The sequence below is a fragment of the Acinetobacter sp. AOR34_HL genome (assembly GCF_027854795.1).
In the GTDB taxonomy this organism is placed as follows: Bacteria; Pseudomonadota; Gammaproteobacteria; order Pseudomonadales; family Moraxellaceae; genus Acinetobacter; species Acinetobacter junii.
This window is the reverse complement of sequence record NZ_JAKTID010000043.1, coordinates 109,522-128,500: the sequence shown is the minus strand read 5'-3', so window position 1 is coordinate 128,500 and position 18,979 is coordinate 109,522. Positions and strand designations below refer to the sequence as shown.

Here is an 18,979-nt window from a genome sequence, read left to right as displayed (position 1 = left end):
TAAAGATTAGAACAAAAAACATCACAAAATGAGCTGAAATGATGAAATATCAGCTTTATATGACATCTCTTTGTCATATAATTGTCATAATTTAATTAAACAATACAGGGGATTTTTTTATCCTCTAACCGTCTACATGAATTCTAATATTCCTCCTGTTTCGGATTCACCGCTTGCCAACTCTTCGGCAAAATCGACGAATGTACATGTACCTACACCGAAATTCTTTATGCCGGTGTTTTTGACGATCATTGTTTCAACACTTATATATATTGGATTTCAGGTGAGTGCTGATTTAGCGCATGTACCACCTTTGAGTTTATATTCAGTTATTCTTTTGTCTACGGCATTATTCATTGCCTTAGGTTTTGAGTTTGTAAATGGTTTTCACGATACAGCGAATGCTGTAGCAACCGTAATTTACACCAATGCCTTACCTGCACCTGTTGCAGTGATGTGGGCTGGCTTCTGTAACTTTCTTGGAGTTATGGTGGCAAGTGGAGCAGTTGCTTACGGAATTATTGCATTACTTCCAGTTGAAATGATCATGAATGTCGGCAGTGGTGCTGGCTTTGCTATGGTTTTTGCACTGTTGATTGCAGCGATTCTGTGGAACTTAGGAACTTGGTTCTTAGGTATTCCTGCATCAAGTTCTCATACTTTGATCGGTTCGATCTTGGGTGTGGGGATCATGAATCACTTGTTAAATGCATCAACTGGCGCAACCAGCGGCATTGATATGGATCAAGTCATCAAAGTCGGAAAGGCATTGTTATTTTCACCTTTGATCGGTTTTGCATTTGCAGCAATTGTATTCTTACTGGTTAAAACAATTTTTAAGCGCCAATTGGAATTGTTCCAACCTCCTGTTGGTAACAAACCACCACCACCACTTATTCGTGCGATTTTAATCTTTACCTGTACGGGTGTAAGTTTTGCGCACGGTTCAAATGATGGTCAAAAAGGCATGGGCTTAATCATGTTGATTTTGATTGGTTTAGTTCCTTTGGCTTATTCATTGAATAAAAACTTAGATGCTCAACATCTACAATCATTCGAACAGCTTTCGGCTCAAACAGCGACAGTATTGAATGTCAATCAGAATGAATTATCTGATGAAAAAGCTCGCGAAGTTTTGACGAAATTTATTCAAACCAAAGAGCAAACCCCAGAAGTTGTTCCTGCTCTTGCAAGCATGACCTCTCATTTGGGTGATCGTGTAGCGACTTATGGCAACTTAAAGGATATTCCTGAAGCTGCTGTGAGTGAAATTCGTAATGACATGTATTTAAGTACAACGACATTTAAACGTTTAGATAAAGCAGATGCTTTACCTGAAATGAATAAAGACCAAGAAAAATTGGTAAAAGAATATCGTAGTAACTTAGATTCGTTCTTACAATACATTCCAAACTGGGTGAAGGTCGCAGTCGCGCTTGCTCTTGGTCTAGGTACGATGGTGGGTTGGAAACGTATCGTGATTACAGTGGGTGAGCGTATCGGTAAAAACCACATGACATATGGTCAAGGTATGTCAGCGGAATTAGTTGCGATGAGTACGATTGCTGCTGCTGATGGTTTAGGTATGCCTGTATCAACAACACACGTTTTAAACAGTGCGGTTGCAGGTACGATGGTGGCAAATAAATCAGGTTTGAATTTTGCAACAGTTCGTACCATACTTTCAGCTTGGGTATTTACCTTACCTGCAACGATCTGTTTGTCAGGTGGTTTGTACTGGGTATTCCTACAGTTTGTGTCTTAAGTATAGTTAGAAGATTTAGAACAGAAATAAAAGCTTTGCTTCGGCAAGGCTTTTTTATTGCTTTAATCTTTTGAGCTGATTGCACTATTAGTATATCTGTTCCTAAGCAAAGGCTTAGTCACCTGAACCAATAGATTGTTTTAAACATTGATTCCAGCTCTTTTTTTTACGTTGTAACTAGTCATTTTTAGCTTTGCATTAAACTATCCATCTATGAAATCGAAATCAGCAGCATGTGCATCTAAAAAATTAAGAAAGTGAAGGCTATTCCCCAAATGTGGAATATGTTTCCTGATAAATATTAATTATTATGAAGATGCTTATATGTTTGGTTATCCTTATTGTAAACAACGTTTTACTTAAATTTCGTTTACACTCCGCCATTCTCAGAAATCGAGAGTGGCTTTTTTTATTTCTCATAAAATTGCACCAATAAAAAAAAGGAGCTATTGAATAGCTCCTTTTTTAAATGATATTAGCAATTATGCTTGTTGGATTCCTGCCACAACCCAATCTTGTTGCGAGCCAACAGGTTTAACAAAGTGCCAAATTTCAGTAAATGGTTGTGGCAAGCTATTTAAATCTTCACTTACCGTACCGGTGAAACGAACGCTAACCACATATTGTCCATTTTCAGTTGTGCTTTCAGCAACCATCGCATTAAGATTGCTAAACTCAGCCACATCTTGGTCTTGGTTAGCCATGATGTCGCTATACATTGAGTTATAAAGCTCAGGAGTCAAGTAACGACGAATTTCTTCGATATTGTTTGCGCTATTTACTGATTGAATGTGATTGAAGCGTTGGCGTGCAATGCGAAGGAAAGCAGCAGGTTCAGTCCCATCAGGTAATTGGTTGCCACTGCTCATTGATGCACCACCAAACGGTGCCTGAGTCGCAACGCCACCACCAACTGATTGACCAAAAATATTGGTGTTGTCACCAGCCGTTTGACGCATAGTTGGTTGTGGGCTTACAGGACGGCCAAAGTTGTTTTGACCGTTATTATTTGGAGCATATGGATTAGCTGTGGCTAATTTTTTTTTTGCACCGAATTTACGGAATACAAAGAATGCAACTGCAGCAGCTAGGAGTACCCATAACCAACCTGGAATACCACCTTTTTCCTCTTCTTGTGCAGCTTGCTGCTCAGCAGAAGTAGGATTGTTGTCATCTGCCAATGCATTTGCAGCAACTGCACCTACAGCAGCACCTGCTACACCAGCAGCAACCATAGAACCTACGCCTGGACCTGATTTTTGAGTCGTCGTAGTTTTAGTTGTAGGTTGTTGGTACGATTGAGTTGTAGTTGGCTGAGATTGAGTCGTCGTTGTTGAACGAGTCATACCATGACTTTTGCCACCGCCCGCACGTTTAGCTTCTGCAACTGGTGCTGCGACCAAAGTTGCCATCAATAAAGCTGCCATCAAGCCACGCTGGTGTACTTGCATCGAAAATTCCTATTTAATTCCAAGATGTAAGTGTATTTATGAAGGTATTCGTTGATAATTTCAACTAAAAAAGTATGTTTTTTTATGTCAGCTCATCACTAAGCTGCATTGCTTTAGTCAATGCTTCATGTAAACGAGCTACAGCAACGATTTGAACACCATCAATACTTTTTTGTGGTGCATTTGCTCTCGGCAAAATCACATATTTAAAACCATGTTTTGCCGCTTCTTTTAACCGCTCCTGACCATTTGGAACTGGGCGTATTTCACCTGATAAACCAACTTCACCAAAAACAGCCAGTTGTTGTGGTAATGCTTTACCACGCAAACTTGAAGCGCAGGCGAGTAATACCGCTAGATCTGAACCAGTTTCCGTGATCTTTAATCCACCTACGACATTGACATAAACATCTTGTCCCGCAGTTTGAACACCACCATGTCGATGCATTACTGCAAGCAGCATGTTCAGACGATTTTGTTCAAGTCCTAATGCAACACGCCGAGGTTGAGCATGTGCATCATCAACAAGAGCTTGAACTTCAACGAGTAATGGGCGAGTGCCTTCACGGCTAATCATCACAATTGAACCCGGAATGGCTTCATCATAACGACTGAGGAAAATAGCTGAGGGATTGGCGACTTCTCGTAGCCCTTTATCGGTCATGCCAAAGACACCTAGCTCGTTGATTGCTCCGAAACGGTTTTTCACGGCACGAATCATACGATATCGAGAATCCGACTGACCTTCGAAATACAGTACGCAATCCACCATATGTTCAAGCACACGTGGTCCAGCTAAAGCACCTTCTTTAGTTACATGTCCCACGATAAATAACGCTGTTCCGCTATTTTTTGCAAAACGTGTGAGCAGGGCGGCTGATTCACGGATTTGTGAGACACCACCTGGTGCAGATTGTAAGGTTTCTGTATATAAGGTCTGAATCGAGTCTAAAATCGCAACGGCTGGTCTTTCTTGAGCCAATACTTCACAGATTCTTTCCACACAGGTTTCAGCCATTACTTTGAGCTGGTCTGTAGGTAAATCTAATCGCTGCGCACGTAAAGCGACTTGTGATAATGATTCTTCACCTGTGACATAAAGCGCGGAACTTTTAGCTGCTGCCATGTGAGTAGCTGTTTGCAATAAGATGGTAGATTTTCCTATACCAGGGTCACCACCGATTAAAACGACTGATCCAGTCACTAAACCGCCACCGAGTACGCGATCAAATTCGCCAATCCCAGTAGGTAGACGAGTTTCATGTGAAACGGAAATTTTATTTAGAGTTGTGATACTCGCTGCTTGACCTGCATAACCGCCTCCCATCTTTGATTGCGCTCTGTGGGATACGATTGGCTCTATGCGAACTTCTACGAGGCTATTCCATTCTCCACATTCAGAGCATTGTCCTGCCCATTTTGGATGATCGGCGCCACATTGTTCACATCGATAAACAGTTTTAATTTTTGCCATATATAAAATTGAAAATTTGCGATAAATTAGTTAAAAAGTAGAGTAATTACGGAAAAGATCAATATCGTTCATTTTCTTGATAAGGAATTAAGAGTAAACGGTGTTTTCGTAATTGACTGGTTAAAGGGAAGTGCTCAGAAAAATAACACGATATAAGACTTTTACAAGTAAGATATAGTAGGTTTTTTGAGTCGAAAAATTCTTTAAATTCACTTTTTCCACGGAAGGTCTTTGAGCATTTGCTCATTTGTTGTCATAAGAATTATATTGAATGGCATAAATATTGCTGGTGCTCAGACAAATGAAAATGTATCAATTGATATATTTTTAAATTATACAAAAGGTTGGTGTTTATGAGTGCAGCAGAAATTGTTGATTGGATAAATAGTATTATTTGGAGCAAAGCTCTGATCTATTTATGTTTAGGTGCAGGTTTATTTTTCTCCGTCCTAACAAGGTTTGTTCAAGTTCGTCAGATCAAAGATATGATAAGGCTCCTCATTAAAGGAGGCTCATCAGCACAAGGTATTTCTTCGTTTCAAGCACTCGCTGTTTCACTGTCAGGTCGTGTTGGTGTAGGTAATATTGCAGGCGTTGCTGCTGCAATTGGTTTTGGTGGACCAGGTGCAGTCTTCTGGATGTGGGTCGTTGCCTTTCTAGGAGCAAGTACCGCATATGTTGAATCAACCTTGGGTCAAATCTATAAAGTTGAATATCAAGGTCAATATCGTGGTGGTCCTGCGTTTTATTTTGACCGTGGTCTAGGTCAACGTTGGTTAGGGATTCTATTTGCAATCGCAGCAATTATTTCATGTGGTTTATTCTTACCAGGTATTCAAGCAAATGCGGTTGGTAACGCATTCACTCAAATTACTGGTGAAGGTGCGATTGTATTTGGAAACGTCGGTACTTATAAGCTTTTAGCTTTAGTTGTGATTGTGGCATTACTTGCGGTCATTATCTTTGGTGGTATTAAACGAATTGCAAAATTTGCTGAATTCGTGGTGCCATTTATGGCGGCAGGCTATATTTTGATGGCTTTAATTATTGTCTTCATCAATATTGATAAGTTACCTGGTGTGATTTCCTTAATTTTTGCTGATGCCTTTTCTCCTATGGCAGGTCTGGGTGCTGCAATTGGTTGGGGGGTAAAACGTGGTGTTTATTCGAATGAAGCAGGACAGGGTACAGGACCACATGCCGCTGCCGCAGCTGAGGTACAGCATCCTGCTCAACAAGGTTTAGTACAAGCATTCTCAATTTATATCGATACTTTATTTGTTTGCTCTGCTACTGCATTTATGATTTTGATCACGGGCATGTATAACGTTCAAGGTACATTAGAAGCTGGTCAATTTATTGTACAAAACGTTGCTGCTACAGCTGAAATTGGTTCGCCAGCATTTACACAAATGGCTGTGAGCACGGTATTTGGTGGTTTTGGACAAATCTTTGTTGCGTTAGCTGTATTCTTCTTCGCATTTACAACGATTGTTGCCTATTACTATATCGCTGAAACCAACATTACTTATTTAAGTTATATTACCAAAACTCCATCTTTATTATTTATCACCAAATGCTTCATCATTCTTTCTGTTTCATATGGCGTAATCAGTGCGACGGGCTATATTTGGGGAATTGGTGATATCGGTGTGGGCTTAATGGCTTGGATTAACATCATTGGTATTATTGTGACTTACTTCATTTGGAAACCAACGATTAAAGCATTAAGAGATTATGAACAGCAGCAAAAAGCGGGTGTTAAAGAGTTTACTTTTGATCCAGTAAAACTTGGTATTCGTAATGCTACGTTCTGGGAAGATCGTATTAAGAATAAACAAAAGTAATATCATAATAAATTAAAGTAAAAATCTAGATAAAAAGCAGCCTTCAGAGGCTGCTTTTTTATTGCTTAATTTTTAAGCCATTGAAAAATATGGAGTCAAAAAAGTGCATTGAGTTGGTACATCCTTGTGCGTATGATCAGGCCCATTTGTATTTAACTTGAAATGTTGAGTTGTACAGACAGAAAATTGGTTAGCTAAAACATCATCAAAACAATTTACAGTGCAAGAAGATGCCATTAAATGGTGCGAATTGTCATTTTGATTTGATCATTAGCTAATGAACGAAAGATACTGGAGAGTTTTTGTAAAAATGTCGAATCAAAATTTAGGTGAGGTCAACGAGCAAAGTGGGCTTCACCGTAGTCTATCTAATCGACATCTTCAACTGATTGCAATTGGTGGCGCAATCGGCACAGGATTGTTTATGGGTTCAGGTAAAACGATTAGTTTAGCTGGCCCATCAATTCTATTTATTTATATGTTGATTGGTTTGATGGTGTTCTTTGTCATGCGTGCATTGGGCGAATTATTGCTTTCAAACCTAAACTATAAATCATTTATTGATTTATCAACTGACTTGATTGGTCCGTGGGCAGGTTATTTCGTTGGCTGGACGTATTGGTTATGTTGGGTCACGATTGGTATTGCTGACCTGTCTGCGATTATTTATTACCTGGAATTTTTTAATGGTGGACAGTCATTTACGCCTTTAGGTGGTTTGTTGATTAGTACCGTTGCCATAGCATTCGTATTGGGTCTGAATCTCGTTACCGTGAAGTTATTTGGTGAAATGGAATTCTGGTTTGCAATGGTGAAAATCACAGCGATTATTGTATTAATCCTTGTAGGTTTATGGATGATTTTCACTGGTTTTACCAATACATCGGGAACTGTAGCCAGCGTTTCAAACTTATGGACGCATGGAGGTATGTTCCCTAAAGGCTTCGAAGGGTTCCTTGCAGGATTCCAAATTGCAATTTTTGCATTTGTAGGGGTAGAGCTTGTCGGAACTACAGCTGCTGAAACTCAAGACCCTCAGAGAAACTTACCCAAAGCGATTAACTCGATTCCAATACGTATTATCATTTTCTATGTCTTGGCTCTTTTTGTCGTAATGAGTGTCACGCCTTGGGATCAGATCAATCCTAAAGTCAGCCCATTTGTGAATATTTTCTCTCAGGCTGGTATTGCATCTGCTGCAATTATTATGAATTTGGTGGTGTTATCTTCGGTAATGTCATCTATGAACAGTGGGGTATTCTCAACGAGTCGTATGCTTTTTGGTTTATCAACAGATAAACAAGCGCCACGACTATTTGCAGGTTTGTCTAAAGCAGCTGTTCCAGCAAACGCATTGATTTTCTCAGCGATCTGTATTTTCATCGGTGCATTGATTCAGTTTGTATATAAGTTACAAAGCGGAACTAACGATGAAGTAACAGCATTTGTTTTGGCAACGACCTTATCTACGATTTTGTTCATTTGCGTTTGGATTATCATTATGTGGAGTTATATGAACTACCGCAAACGATCTCCTGAACTTCATGAGCAGTCAATTTTTAAATTGCCAGGTGGTGTGATGACATGCTGGATCGTGATTATTTTCTTCTTATGTACGATTGGCGTTTTAGCATTGGATGAAGATACTCGAAAATCTCTGATTGTCAGTCCAATTTGGTTCATTATTCTGATCATTGGTTATTTCTTCGCAAAGAAAAAATAAGATCAACCGTGATATATGAAAACGTCAGCTTATGTTGGCGTTTTTTTATGTTTGGACTTTAGCCAATTTGAGGTTCACGCTATACTGCTCCGAATTGTAAAAATTAGGTGCTCAGATGCTTAAAGTCATTTGTTCGATCAGTTTATTGTTTAGCAGTATTGTATTAACAGCGTGTGGTCAATCTGGTGCTTTACAGTTACCGTCTGATCCAAACCATGATAAAAGAGCAAAGTATTTGCTTTACAAAAATGATGCATCGCAATCTCAAAGCTCATCTGATCAAAAGGATGATGATACTCAAGTTGAAAACTCAACATCATCATCACAGTAGTCAAAACCATCTCACCTTAAGTTTGTAAATAAGGACATCTTCATGAGTTTCACTCGCATTAATGGCGTATTGCATGCTGAGCAATGTTCACTTGATCAGCTCGCGCAGCAATTCGGCACGCCACTCTATGTTTATTCCAAAGCAACTTTGGAAAAACATTATTTAGATATGGATCGTGCTTTTGATTTTATTGATCATCAAATCTGTTTTGCGGTGAAATCAAACTCAAACTTAGCTGTTCTTAATGTATTGGCAAAACTAGGTGCTGGTTTTGATATTGTGACGGGTGGAGAGCTTGCCCGTGTTCTTGCAGCTGGTGGTAATCCAGCGAAGATCGTTTTTTCAGGCTTGGGTAAGTCAGAAGCAGACATTGAAAAAGCATTAGATGTTGGCATCGCTTGTTTCAATGTTGAATCTTATGCTGAACTTGATCGTATTCAGAAAGTTGCAGCTAAACTTGGAAAAAAAGCTCCGATTTCATTGCGTGTCAATCCAGATGTTGATGCAAAGACGCATCCTTATATTTCAACAGGCTTGAAAGAAAATAAATTCGGTATCCCAAGCGATACAGTGTATGAAACTTATCAATACGCAGCGTCTTTTCCAAACTTAGAAATTGTCGGGATCGACTGTCATATTGGATCACAGTTGACTGAGACCAAGCCATTCGTTGATGCGCTTGATCGTGTGGTTTTAATGATTGAAGAGTTGAAAAAGTTAGGCATCAACCTCAAACATATTGATATTGGTGGTGGTTTAGGTGTGCGCTATAAAGATGAAACACCGCCAACCGTTGCTGAATATGCAAATGCGATGCGCCCTGTATTAGAAAAACTAGGTTTGAAAGTTTATATGGAGCCTGGTCGTAGTATTTCTGCAAATGCAGGTGCATTATTAACAAAGGTTGATTTGTTGAAACCAACGAATCATCGAAATTTTGCAATTATTGACGCTGCAATGAACGATTTGATTCGTCCTGCTTTATATGAAGCATGGATGGATATCCAATCTGTTGCCCCACATTCTGATGTTGAAGTAAAAACATGGGATTTGGTCGGTGCGATCTGTGAAACAGGTGATTTCTTGGGGAAACAGCGTGATTTAGCGCTGCAAGAAAATGATGTCTTAGCAGTATTGGGTGCTGGAGCTTATGGTTTTGTAATGAGCTCAAACTATAATACACGTGGTCGTGCTGCTGAAGTGATGGTCAGTGGTGATCAAGCTTATTTAATACGTGAGCGTGAAACCATCGAATCACTTTGGGAAAAAGAACGTTTATTGCCTGAGGAGTAAATTGGATGTATTTAGAATTTACCAAAATGCATGGTTTGGGCAATGATTTTATGGTTGTTGACCTTGTCACCCAACGCGCTTATTTAGATACTGTCACGATTCAGCGTTTAGCTGATCGTCATTTTGGCGTGGGCTTTGATCAGTTACTTATCGTTGAACCGCCTGATTTTCCAGATGCTGACTTTAAATACCGTATTTTTAACGCGGATGGTTCTGAAGTTGAACAGTGTGGTAATGGTGTGCGTTGTTTCGCTCGATTTGTACATGAGCGCCAACTGACGACTAAAACCAAGATTCGTGTGCAAACAAAAGCAGGTATTGTAGAGCCTGAATTGGGAGCAAATGGTTGGGTACGTGTCAACATGGGTCCGCCGAAGTTTCTTCCAGCTGAGATTCCATTCCTAACGGATGAACACGAAGACACTGAAGGTCTTTACAAACTGGGTCTTGCTGACAATAAAAGCATCAACATTGATGTCGTTAACATGGGAAATCCTCATGCGGTTACGATCGTGCCAGATGTATTAACGGCTGATGTTGCAGGAATCGGTCCTCAAGTTGAATCACATGCTCGTTTTCCAGCAAGAGTAAATGCTGGTTTTATGCAAATCGTTGATGAAAAACATATTCGCTTACGTGTGTTTGAACGTGGTGTAGGTGAGACTTTAGCTTGTGGTACAGGTGCTTGTGCCGCTGCTGTCAGTGGTATGCGCCGTGGTTTACTCGCTAATGAAGTTGAAGTTCAGTTAGCGGGTGGGAAATTACATATAGCTTGGCGTGAAGGCGATGTGGTGTGGATGACAGGTCCAACCACGCATGTTTATGATGCGCGTCTGGATTTAAGATATTTCCAAAGCTAAATTGAGTGGTAAATAAACACCTTGCAATTAGTAGGGTGTTTATCTCTAAGAATAATAAGTCTCAAGGACAATAATGAATAACTTGGTTTTTCTTGCAGGCGCTTCAGGTAATACACAATTTTGGTATCCTTTAATTGCACAACTTCCCGAAACCTACACCAAGCAAGTGATTGCCTATCCAAGTTTCCATGGTGTGGCTGCACATCCTGATATAAATAGTTTTGATGATTTGAGTGATTATGTTGTTGAGCAGATTCAACAACCTTCAATCTTAATTGCACAGTCAATGGGTGGAATCTTTGTGATCAAAGCTGCACTAGAAAAAACCTGTTTAATAAAAGGTTTAATCTTGATTGCAACCTCGGGTGGGGTCAATTTAGATCAGTTTCAGGTTCAAGATTGGCGTGAATTTTATCAGCAAGAATACGCAGAATATCCGAACTGGTTTATCACAACCAGCATCAATTACGATGAATTCATAACCTCGATAGATATCAAAACCTTATTGATTTGGGGTGATCATGATCCAATTAACCCCGTTGAGGTAGGTAAGTATCTAAATCATTTAATTGAAAAATCTGATTTATATATTGTCGAGAGTGGTGATCATCAGTTGGCAGAAAAATGTGCCAATGAAGTCGCGTTGCAAATTAATAAGTTTTTAGAAACTATTTAGCTTTATGTCGAGTGTGTTCCACAAACACATTATTGGATTGATTATCTTTTACTAAATGCTAGTTTTAAGGCAAACAGTATAAAAATACTGCCAGTAATACGATCCATATACTTGATAAACTTTGGTCGTTTTAAGTAATCAGAGATTGATTGCATCGCAGAAATTAAAATGATAGACCAAATAATCCCAATCACAACATGGATCATGACTAAGCCCATCGTCCAAATCACAGGAGAAGCAGTGTGAGGAATAAATTGAGGAAGAAAGGAGAGGTAAAAGACACCTACTTTAGGATTGAGTAAGTTTCCCAAAAAACCTTTAACAAACCAATTTTGAGTATTCGTCGTAACATTTATATCTGCAAGTTGAGTTCGTGGTTTCAATAGTAAATTTAAACCAAGCCAAGCTAAGTAGGCTGCTCCCATCCATTTCAGCATGTTAAATGCCAAATCAGAAGTCATTAAAAGCGCACCTAACCCACATGCAACAACTACACCCCAAACAATACAGCCTAGCGTGATACCCAAAGCTGCTTGAAAGGCTTTAGCTTTTCCTTCAATAGTCGCTGTGCGAATAATTAAAGTTGTATCCAATCCAGGTGTAATGGTCAGTAAAGTGATTGCAATCAGGTAAGGGATCATAAGAGTAAGCATTATATAAAGCCACCGATCGAAACATGAAATTTATTGTATTACATCAATTGTTCATCTTCGATGCTTGTATAATCTTTAATGAATAGAAATTTGTTAAACTACGCTATAAATAGCACATGCAAACAAGAGAATATAGCTTGGAAGCTCCTGAAAAACTGCTATCAATGTGGTTAAAAGAACGAATTATTCAAAATCAGTCAGAACATACGATTGAAGCTTATCAACGTGATCTTACTGATTTTTTTAACTTTTGTGACAGCAAGAGTTTAGCTTTATACGATATTGAAGCATCTGACTTACGTGAATATTTGGCAAATCGTGTTGAAAAAGATCAGTTGAGTTCAAGCAGTTTGCAACGTCATTTGACCTCAATACGCCAGTTTATGAAGTGGGCTGAACAAGGACAATATTTACAACAAAATCCATCAGAAGATTTTAAGTTAAAAAGACAGCCTAGACCCTTACCAGGTATGGTCGATATTGAAACTGTACATCAAATTTTAGACCAAGCTCCACCAGATAAACCAATTGAACAGCAGTTGTGGCTGCGTGACAAAGCGATACTGGAATTACTTTATTCCAGTGGACTGCGGCTCGCTGAATTACAAGGTTTGATGATTAAAGATATCGACTTCAATCGTCAATTGTTAAGAATTACAGGTAAAGGCAATAAGACTCGAATCGTTCCGTTTGGTCAGAAAGCGAAAGATAGTCTAATTGAATGGCTGAAAATTTATCGAATCTGGCAAGGTGAATTTAACTTAGATAGTGCTGTTTTTATCTCACAACGTGGTAATCGACTTACCCCTCGACAAATTGAGAATCGGGTCAAGCTACAAGCACAAAGAGCTGGAGTGAATGTTGATTTACACCCTCATTTGTTGAGACATTGTTTTGCCAGTCATATGTTATCTGCAAGTGGTGATCTAAGGTCAGTGCAAGAAATGTTAGGACATAGCAATTTGTCTACTACACAAATTTATACACATGTTGATTTTGATCAATTGGCAAGAGTTTATGATCAAACCCATCCACGGGCTCAAAAAGACTAAATTTGGTTATATTATGTTGCAAAGTTGGGTGATTAATAAGCGACTATTAAAATGTGATGAGAGTGAATCATGTCGGTTTTGGGTTCTTACTTTATTGCCAATATTTTTTGAAGTCTAAAAGGGGATTTGATTTGCTCGAAATGATCCGTTACAGATCCATCAAATTTAAAAAATAGTCGATATTTAGGTTGTTGAATTATATTAAAATATTAAAAAAATCAAAGTCTAATGAATATCCTGTTAAATACACAGCAATTCAATTACATCAACAACTACAATAAGTGAACTGAGCATTTCATCTTTTTTATACCCCGAGCAGAAATTGTGACTTGACCGAAATGCCAAATACATTGCAAGATAGGGCACCTAAAAAGTTTCAAACGAAGAGTTAGAATACTCTTCACTACATTTACTTGCTTAGAACAGCCGAGGATTACATGAAGGCTCTTGTCGCTGTAAAACGTGTGGTTGATGCCAACGTTAAAGTTCGTGTTAAGCCGGACAATAGTGGGGTTGACCTTACTAACGTTAAAATGTCAATCAACCCATTCTGTGAAATCGCAGTGGAAGAAGCGGTTCGCTTAAAAGAAAAAGGAACAGTTTCTGAAATCGTTGTTGTTTCAGTGGGTCCTAAAGATGCTCAAGAACAAATCCGTTCTGCAATGGCTTTAGGTGCTGACCGTGGTATTTTAGTTGAAACTGCTGATGAAATTGGTGCTCTAGAAGTTGCTAAAATCCTCAAAGGCGTTGTTGATGCTGAGAAACCAGAACTTATTCTTCTTGGTAAACAAGCAATTGATGACGACTCTAACCAAGTAGGTCAAATGCTTGGCGCTTTACTTGGTGCTGGTCAAGGTACTTTCGCATCTGAAGTTAAAGTTGACGGCGGTAAAGTTCAAGTTACTCGTGAAATCGACGGTGGTTTACAAACTGTTGAGCTTGCACTTCCTGCAATCATCACAACTGACTTACGTTTGAATGAGCCACGTTATGCTGCTCTTCCAAACATTATGAAAGCTCGTAAGAAGCCGCTTGATACTAAATCTCCTGCTGATTATGGCGTTGCAACTGGTACTAAACTTAAAACTGTTAAAGTTGAAGCACCTGCTGAACGTAAAGCTGGCGTACAAGTGAAGTCTGTAGACGAGCTTGTTGAAAAATTGAAAAACGAAGCGAAAGTGATCTAATACAGAAGGATACAATCATGAGTATTTTAGTTATCGCTGATCACAACAACCAGACACTTAACGGTGCAACTTTAAACGTTGTTGCGGCAGCTCAAAAAATCGGTGGTGATATTACTGTATTAGTAGCTGGTTCTGGCGCTCAAGCAGTTGCTGATGCTGCTGCTAAAGTTGCTGGTGTGAGCAAAGTATTACTTGCTGACAATGCTGCTTATGCAAACCAATTGGCTGAAAACGTAGCTGCTTTAGTTGCGGATTTAGCGAAAGGTTACAAATACGTATTAGCTGCTTCTACAACAACTGGTAAGAACATTCTTCCACGTGTTGCTGCACTTCTTGACGTAAGCATGATTTCAGACATCATTGCTGTTGAATCTGCAAATACTTTCAAGCGTCCTATCTATGCTGGTAACGCGATTGCAACTGTTCAATCAGATGAAGCGATTATCGTAGGTACAGTTCGTGCTACAGCATTTGATGCTGTAGCTGCTGAAGGCGGTTCTGCTGTAGTCGAAGCTGTTGCTGAGGTGAAAGATGCTGGTATTTCTAAGTTTGTAAGTGAAGAAATCGTGAAACTTGATCGCCCAGAATTAACTGCTGCGCGTATCGTTGTTTCTGGTGGTCGTGGTGTGGGTTCTGGTGAGAACTACCATAAAGTACTTGACCCATTAGCTGACAAGCTTGGTGCTGCACAAGGTGCATCACGTGCAGCAGTTGATGCTGGTTTCGTACCTAACGACTTCCAAGTTGGTCAAACTGGTAAAATCGTTGCGCCTGATCTATACATGGCAATCGGTATCTCTGGTGCGATCCAGCACTTAGCTGGTATGAAAGATTCTAAAGTTATTGTTGCTATCAACAAAGACGAAGAAGCACCAATCAACAGCGTTGCTGACTACTGGTTAGTTGGTGATTTGAACACTGTTGTACCAGAATTGGTATCTAAACTTTAATTCACTGAATTAAAGTTTAAAGCGCTCTTGCGCAGGCGGTTAAAGCGATGCTTTACTGCTCTGCTCAGGAGCGCTTTTTTATGTTAAAAATAATAATAAAAATGGATCTAATTAATGAGTTATAGTTTTAAAAAATATTTTTTGATGTTGGCAAATTATAACGCTTGGGCGAATCAAAAATTATTCTCTGTTTCAAAAGACTTAAATGAAGACGAAATCAATCAAAATTGTGGGGCTTATTTCGAGTCATTGTTTCGTACAGCAAATCATATATTGGTCGCTGATATTTTATGGTTCGAGCGTATTCATGGGGTAGTGCAGTCTCAGTATGCTTTAGATGAGATTGTTCATGCAGACTTAGATTCGCTCACTAATGCGAGATTCCTTAAAGATCAAAGCATGATTGCATTCGTACAGCAGCTTAATGATGAAGCCTTTCATGGTACCATTTCTTACACACGACACGGGCAGCGCCATACTGAGCCTCTTATTGAAGTGCTCGCGCATGTCTTTAATCATCAGACCCATCACCGTGGTCAGCTGCATAGCATGATTTTTCAAATAACAGGCATTTCATTAGCATTGGATTTAATATATTTCCAAAGAGAGCAAGTAGATTTATATCGCTAATTACATAAAAATGATTATAAATTTTAATTCGTAATCGACGTGAAGTAATGATTTTAAGATTAAAATTTTATGATGTTTTTGCTCGTATTTTAGCCACCACATTAAAAAAATATTGTTGAAAGTTCACAATCAAAAAATATTTTTTAACTTACTAATTCTAATCAATTTTTTATTGTAAAAAAATGCTATTTTCAATGGGTTTAACTCCCTGTTAGTTGGTTGTTTATGCTATAATTTTTCGCTGTATTTTTTATTTTTAGTTCAATCTTTTTGAGCTAAATTTTTGCAAGATTGAAGACATAAAAACAGGTAGATGTTTCTATCTGTAAACAAGGAGTATGCATGAGCGTATCGGAAATCAGACCGATTGCCATTGAGGACGAACTCAAGCATTCATATTTAGATTATGCAATGAGCGTAATCGTATCTCGTGCATTGCCAGATGTGAGAGACGGTCTCAAACCTGTTCATCGTCGCGTATTATTCGCAATGCACGAATTGGGCAATGATTATAACAAAGCGTATAAAAAATCTGCTCGTGTGGTGGGTGATGTAATCGGTAAATATCACCCTCATGGTGATAGTGCAGTCTATGAAACGATTGTTCGTATGGCTCAAGATTTTAGCTTGCGTTATATGTTGGTCGATGGTCAAGGTAACTTTGGTTCTGTCGATGGCGATAGTGCGGCGGCAATGCGTTATACCGAAGTCCGAATGCAAAAGCTTACCCATGAAATTTTGGCCGACTTAGAAAAAGACACGGTTGATTGGGAAGATAACTACGACGGTTCTGAGCGTATTCCGCAAGTGATGCCAACTCGTATTCCTAATCTTTTGGTTAATGGTACAACAGGTATTGCAGTGGGTATGGCGACCAATATGGCGCCGCATAATATGACTGAGGTCGTCAATGCTTGTTTAGCCTATGCCAATAATCCGAATATTTCTATTGAAGGATTGATGGAGCATATTACTGGTCCTGACTTCCCAACTGGCGGTATTATTTACGGTAAATCAGGTATTGTAGATGCTTATCGTACAGGTAAAGGTCGTCTTCATATCCGTGGTAAGTATCATTTCGAAGAAGATCAGAAAACGGGTCGTACGACTATCGTCTTTACTGAAATTCCATATCAGGTCAATAAAGCAAAAACGATTGAGCGTATAGCTGAACTGGTTAAAGAAAAGAAACTTGAAGGAATTTCTGAACTTCGAGATGAGTCAGATAAGGAAGGGATGCGTATTGCAATTGATTTGAAGCGTGGCGAAAACGCGGAAGTCATTGTAAATAATTTATTCTTACACACCCAACTGCAAAACTCTTTCAGCATCAATATGGTCTGCCTAGATAATGGTCAGCCAAAATTGATGAATCTTAAAGATATTATTGCGGCATTTATCCGTCACCGCCAAGAAGTTGTGACACGCCGCACCATGTATGAGCTTCGCAAAGCACGTGAACGTGGGCATATCTTAGAAGGTTTGACTGTTGCATTAGCGAATATTGATGCGATTATTGAAACCATTAAGACTTCTGCCAATCCTAGTGAAGCGCGTGAGCGTTTACAGGCTGGTGAATGGGCTGGTGGTGGTGTTGTCGCACTTCTAGAAAAAGCTGGCGCTATTTCAGTTCGCCCAGATGAAATTGAAGGGGAAGATCCTGCACGTCCATTTGGTCTGTCAGGAGATATTTATCGTTTATCACCAACACAGGTGAATGCGATCCTTGAATTACGTTTACATCGTTTGACGGGTCTTGAACAAGATAAGTTACACGCTGAATATACTGAGATTTTAGGTCAAATTGCTGAATTAACAGCAATTTTAAATGACTTTAATTTATTGATGAGCGTAATTCGTGAAGAACTTGCTTTAATCCTGCAACAGTATGGTGATGCACGTCGTACAGAAATCGTTGAATCTGGTGTTGATTTCTGTCGTGAAGACTTAATCCCTGAAGAACAAGTGGTACTCACTGTTTCTCAAACAGGTTATGCCAAAACGCAACCACTTTCGGATTATCAAGCTCAACGTCGAGGTGGTCGTGGTAAATCTGCAACCTCAATGAAAGATGATGACATTATTCAGCATTTGATTGTTGCATCGAACCACGCGACAGTATTGTGCTTTACCAATGTTGGTAAAGTTTATCGCTTGAGAGTGTTTGAGGTACCTCAAGCCTCTCGTGGTGCTAAAGGACGCCCGATGGTGAACTTGTTACCTTTGGAAGCGAATGAAACAATTACCGCGATCTTACCGTTGACTGAGTTCCCTGAAAATCACTATGTGTTTATGGCTACGGCATCAGGTACGGTTAAACGTGTTGAGTTAGAACAGTTTAGTAATGTTCGCTCTAATGGCTTACGTGCTATTGAGTTAAACGAAGAAGATACCTTGATCGGTGTTGCGATTACGGATGGTAATCAGCAGATCATGTTGTTCTCAAATGAAGGTAAAGCGATTCGCTTTGCTGAGACAGATGTTCGTGCAATGGGACGTACTGCGAAAGGTGTACGTGGTATGCGTGTTAGTTTTGCAAGTAACACGATCGACGTAGAAGATGCTGAAGTTGAAAATGATGACAGCGATGATAATGACGATTCTTCTGATTCAAATGTTGTAAGCCGTATTGTTTCACTTGTTGTTGTTCCAGAAACAGGTGAGGTGTTATGTGCTTGTGCAAATGGATATGGTAAACGTACCCCAGTTGATGACTTCCCGACCAAGAAACGTGGTGGTAAGGGTGTTATTGCGATTAAAACGAGTGAGCGTAATGGTGAGTTAATCAGTGCTGTATCGATTGATGAAACCAAAGAGCTGATGTTGATTTCTGATGGTGGTACTTTGGTTCGTACACGTGCAGCAGAAGTGGCAACCACAGGTCGTAACGCACAAGGTGTTCGTCTGATTCGATTGAGTGACGCTGAAACATTAGTTGGTGTTGTATCTATTGAAGCTGTAGAAGAAGACGAAGAGTTAGAGACTATAGAGCAATCAGTAGAAAATACTGAGCTTGATGCAGTAAATTCTGAGGAAGCTTTAGTAGAACCTAAAGATGATACTCCAGAAGCTTAAGTGATAAGTTGT

At 39.4% G+C, this 18,979-nt stretch carries 15 protein-coding genes; 12 read left to right on the top strand and 3 right to left on the bottom strand.

Annotated features, from left to right (window positions below; genetic code table 11):
* The first annotated feature begins 136 nt into the window (after window positions 1-136).
* A complete protein-coding gene (locus tag MKL32_RS07470; protein ID WP_004952882.1) occupies window positions 137-1,765 on the top strand; it encodes an inorganic phosphate transporter in 1,629 nt (542 codons plus the stop codon).
* Window positions 1,766-2,247: 482 nt separating this feature from the next.
* On the opposite strand, the gene MKL32_RS07465 is transcribed toward MKL32_RS07470, so the two are convergent.
* On the bottom strand, window positions 2,248-3,216 hold the full coding sequence (locus MKL32_RS07465; RefSeq protein WP_075696254.1) for a Tim44 domain-containing protein: 969 nt from the start codon (window positions 3,214-3,216) through the stop codon (window positions 2,248-2,250).
* 82 nt (window positions 3,217-3,298) lie between these two features.
* On the bottom strand, window positions 3,299-4,690 hold the full coding sequence (radA, locus tag MKL32_RS07460; protein WP_126131927.1) for a DNA repair protein RadA: 1,392 nt from the start codon (window positions 4,688-4,690) through the stop codon (window positions 3,299-3,301).
* Between the two features lie 353 nt (window positions 4,691-5,043).
* Here radA and MKL32_RS07455 point away from each other — a divergent pair, with 353 nt between their 5' ends.
* From MKL32_RS07455 to MKL32_RS07430, 6 genes are all read left to right on the top strand, one after another.
* Entirely contained in the window at window positions 5,044-6,537 is a 1,494-nt protein-coding gene (locus MKL32_RS07455) for an alanine/glycine:cation symporter family protein (RefSeq protein WP_270900364.1), read from the top strand.
* A 310-nt stretch (window positions 6,538-6,847) separates the two neighbouring features.
* Window positions 6,848-8,260 carry an amino acid permease gene (locus MKL32_RS07450; protein ID WP_126131928.1) on the top strand — a complete coding sequence of 471 codons (1,413 nt, stop codon included), beginning with the start codon at window positions 6,848-6,850 and terminating at the stop codon, window positions 8,258-8,260.
* 115 nt (window positions 8,261-8,375) lie between these two features.
* On the top strand, window positions 8,376-8,591 hold the full coding sequence (lptM, locus tag MKL32_RS07445) for an LPS translocon maturation chaperone LptM (protein ID WP_004913686.1): 216 nt from the start codon (window positions 8,376-8,378) through the stop codon (window positions 8,589-8,591).
* Between the two features lie 42 nt (window positions 8,592-8,633).
* On the top strand, window positions 8,634-9,884 hold the full coding sequence (gene lysA / locus MKL32_RS07440) for a diaminopimelate decarboxylase (RefSeq protein ID WP_151959090.1): 1,251 nt from the start codon (window positions 8,634-8,636) through the stop codon (window positions 9,882-9,884).
* A gap of 5 nt (window positions 9,885-9,889) precedes the next feature.
* Entirely contained in the window at window positions 9,890-10,744 is an 855-nt protein-coding gene (gene dapF / locus MKL32_RS07435) for a diaminopimelate epimerase (RefSeq protein WP_004913683.1), read from the top strand.
* 73 nt (window positions 10,745-10,817) lie between these two features.
* Window positions 10,818-11,420 carry an alpha/beta fold hydrolase gene (locus MKL32_RS07430; protein WP_151959089.1) on the top strand — a complete coding sequence of 201 codons (603 nt, stop codon included), beginning with the start codon at window positions 10,818-10,820 and terminating at the stop codon, window positions 11,418-11,420.
* A 41-nt stretch (window positions 11,421-11,461) separates the two neighbouring features.
* Here MKL32_RS07430 and MKL32_RS07425 read toward each other — a convergent pair whose 3' ends face one another.
* Complete coding sequence (locus MKL32_RS07425; RefSeq protein WP_151959088.1) at window positions 11,462-12,073, bottom strand: LysE family translocator; 612 nt, start codon at window positions 12,071-12,073, stop codon at window positions 11,462-11,464.
* A gap of 164 nt (window positions 12,074-12,237) precedes the next feature.
* On the opposite strand from MKL32_RS07425, the gene xerA reads away from it, so the two are divergent.
* The 5 genes from xerA to gyrA all read left to right on the top strand — a co-directional run bounded on the left by xerA (window position 12,238) and on the right by gyrA (window position 18,967).
* Window positions 12,238-13,125, top strand: coding sequence for a site-specific tyrosine recombinase/integron integrase (xerA, locus tag MKL32_RS07420; RefSeq protein ID WP_171053812.1), 888 nt, complete (start codon window positions 12,238-12,240; stop codon window positions 13,123-13,125).
* Window positions 13,126-13,562: 437 nt separating this feature from the next.
* Window positions 13,563-14,312, top strand: coding sequence for an electron transfer flavoprotein subunit beta/FixA family protein (locus MKL32_RS07415; protein ID WP_004952901.1), 750 nt, complete (start codon window positions 13,563-13,565; stop codon window positions 14,310-14,312).
* A gap of 17 nt (window positions 14,313-14,329) precedes the next feature.
* Entirely contained in the window at window positions 14,330-15,262 is a 933-nt protein-coding gene (locus MKL32_RS07410; protein WP_004913666.1) for an electron transfer flavoprotein subunit alpha/FixB family protein, read from the top strand.
* Window positions 15,263-15,376: 114 nt separating this feature from the next.
* Window positions 15,377-15,892 (top strand): DinB family protein, encoded by a 516-nt coding sequence (locus MKL32_RS07405; protein ID WP_126131931.1) that lies wholly within the window; start codon window positions 15,377-15,379, stop codon window positions 15,890-15,892.
* Between the two features lie 342 nt (window positions 15,893-16,234).
* Window positions 16,235-18,967 carry a DNA gyrase subunit A gene (gene gyrA, locus MKL32_RS07400; RefSeq protein ID WP_039047282.1) on the top strand — a complete coding sequence of 911 codons (2,733 nt, stop codon included), beginning with the start codon at window positions 16,235-16,237 and terminating at the stop codon, window positions 18,965-18,967.
* Window positions 18,968-18,979: the final 12 nt, after the last annotated feature.

Coding starts and splice junctions, on each gene's coding strand:
- gyrA (WP_039047282.1), top strand. CDS start 16,235: ATGAGCGTATCGGAAATCAGACCGATTGCCATTGAGGACGAACTCAAG.
- lysA (WP_151959090.1), top strand. CDS start 8,634: ATGAGTTTCACTCGCATTAATGGCGTATTGCATGCTGAGCAATGTTCA.
- radA (WP_126131927.1), bottom strand. CDS start 4,690: ATGGCAAAAATTAAAACTGTTTATCGATGTGAACAATGTGGCGCCGAT.
- MKL32_RS07410 (WP_004913666.1), top strand. CDS start 14,330: ATGAGTATTTTAGTTATCGCTGATCACAACAACCAGACACTTAACGGT.
- MKL32_RS07405 (WP_126131931.1), top strand. CDS start 15,377: ATGAGTTATAGTTTTAAAAAATATTTTTTGATGTTGGCAAATTATAAC.
- MKL32_RS07470 (WP_004952882.1), top strand. CDS start 137: ATGAATTCTAATATTCCTCCTGTTTCGGATTCACCGCTTGCCAACTCT.
- MKL32_RS07455 (WP_270900364.1), top strand. CDS start 5,044: ATGAGTGCAGCAGAAATTGTTGATTGGATAAATAGTATTATTTGGAGC.
- MKL32_RS07425 (WP_151959088.1), bottom strand. CDS start 12,073: ATGCTTACTCTTATGATCCCTTACCTGATTGCAATCACTTTACTGACC.
- MKL32_RS07430 (WP_151959089.1), top strand. CDS start 10,818: ATGAATAACTTGGTTTTTCTTGCAGGCGCTTCAGGTAATACACAATTT.
- MKL32_RS07415 (WP_004952901.1), top strand. CDS start 13,563: ATGAAGGCTCTTGTCGCTGTAAAACGTGTGGTTGATGCCAACGTTAAA.
- dapF (WP_004913683.1), top strand. CDS start 9,890: ATGTATTTAGAATTTACCAAAATGCATGGTTTGGGCAATGATTTTATG.
- MKL32_RS07450 (WP_126131928.1), top strand. CDS start 6,848: ATGTCGAATCAAAATTTAGGTGAGGTCAACGAGCAAAGTGGGCTTCAC.
- xerA (WP_171053812.1), top strand. CDS start 12,238: ATGTGGTTAAAAGAACGAATTATTCAAAATCAGTCAGAACATACGATT.
- lptM (WP_004913686.1), top strand. CDS start 8,376: ATGCTTAAAGTCATTTGTTCGATCAGTTTATTGTTTAGCAGTATTGTA.
- MKL32_RS07465 (WP_075696254.1), bottom strand. CDS start 3,216: ATGCAAGTACACCAGCGTGGCTTGATGGCAGCTTTATTGATGGCAACT.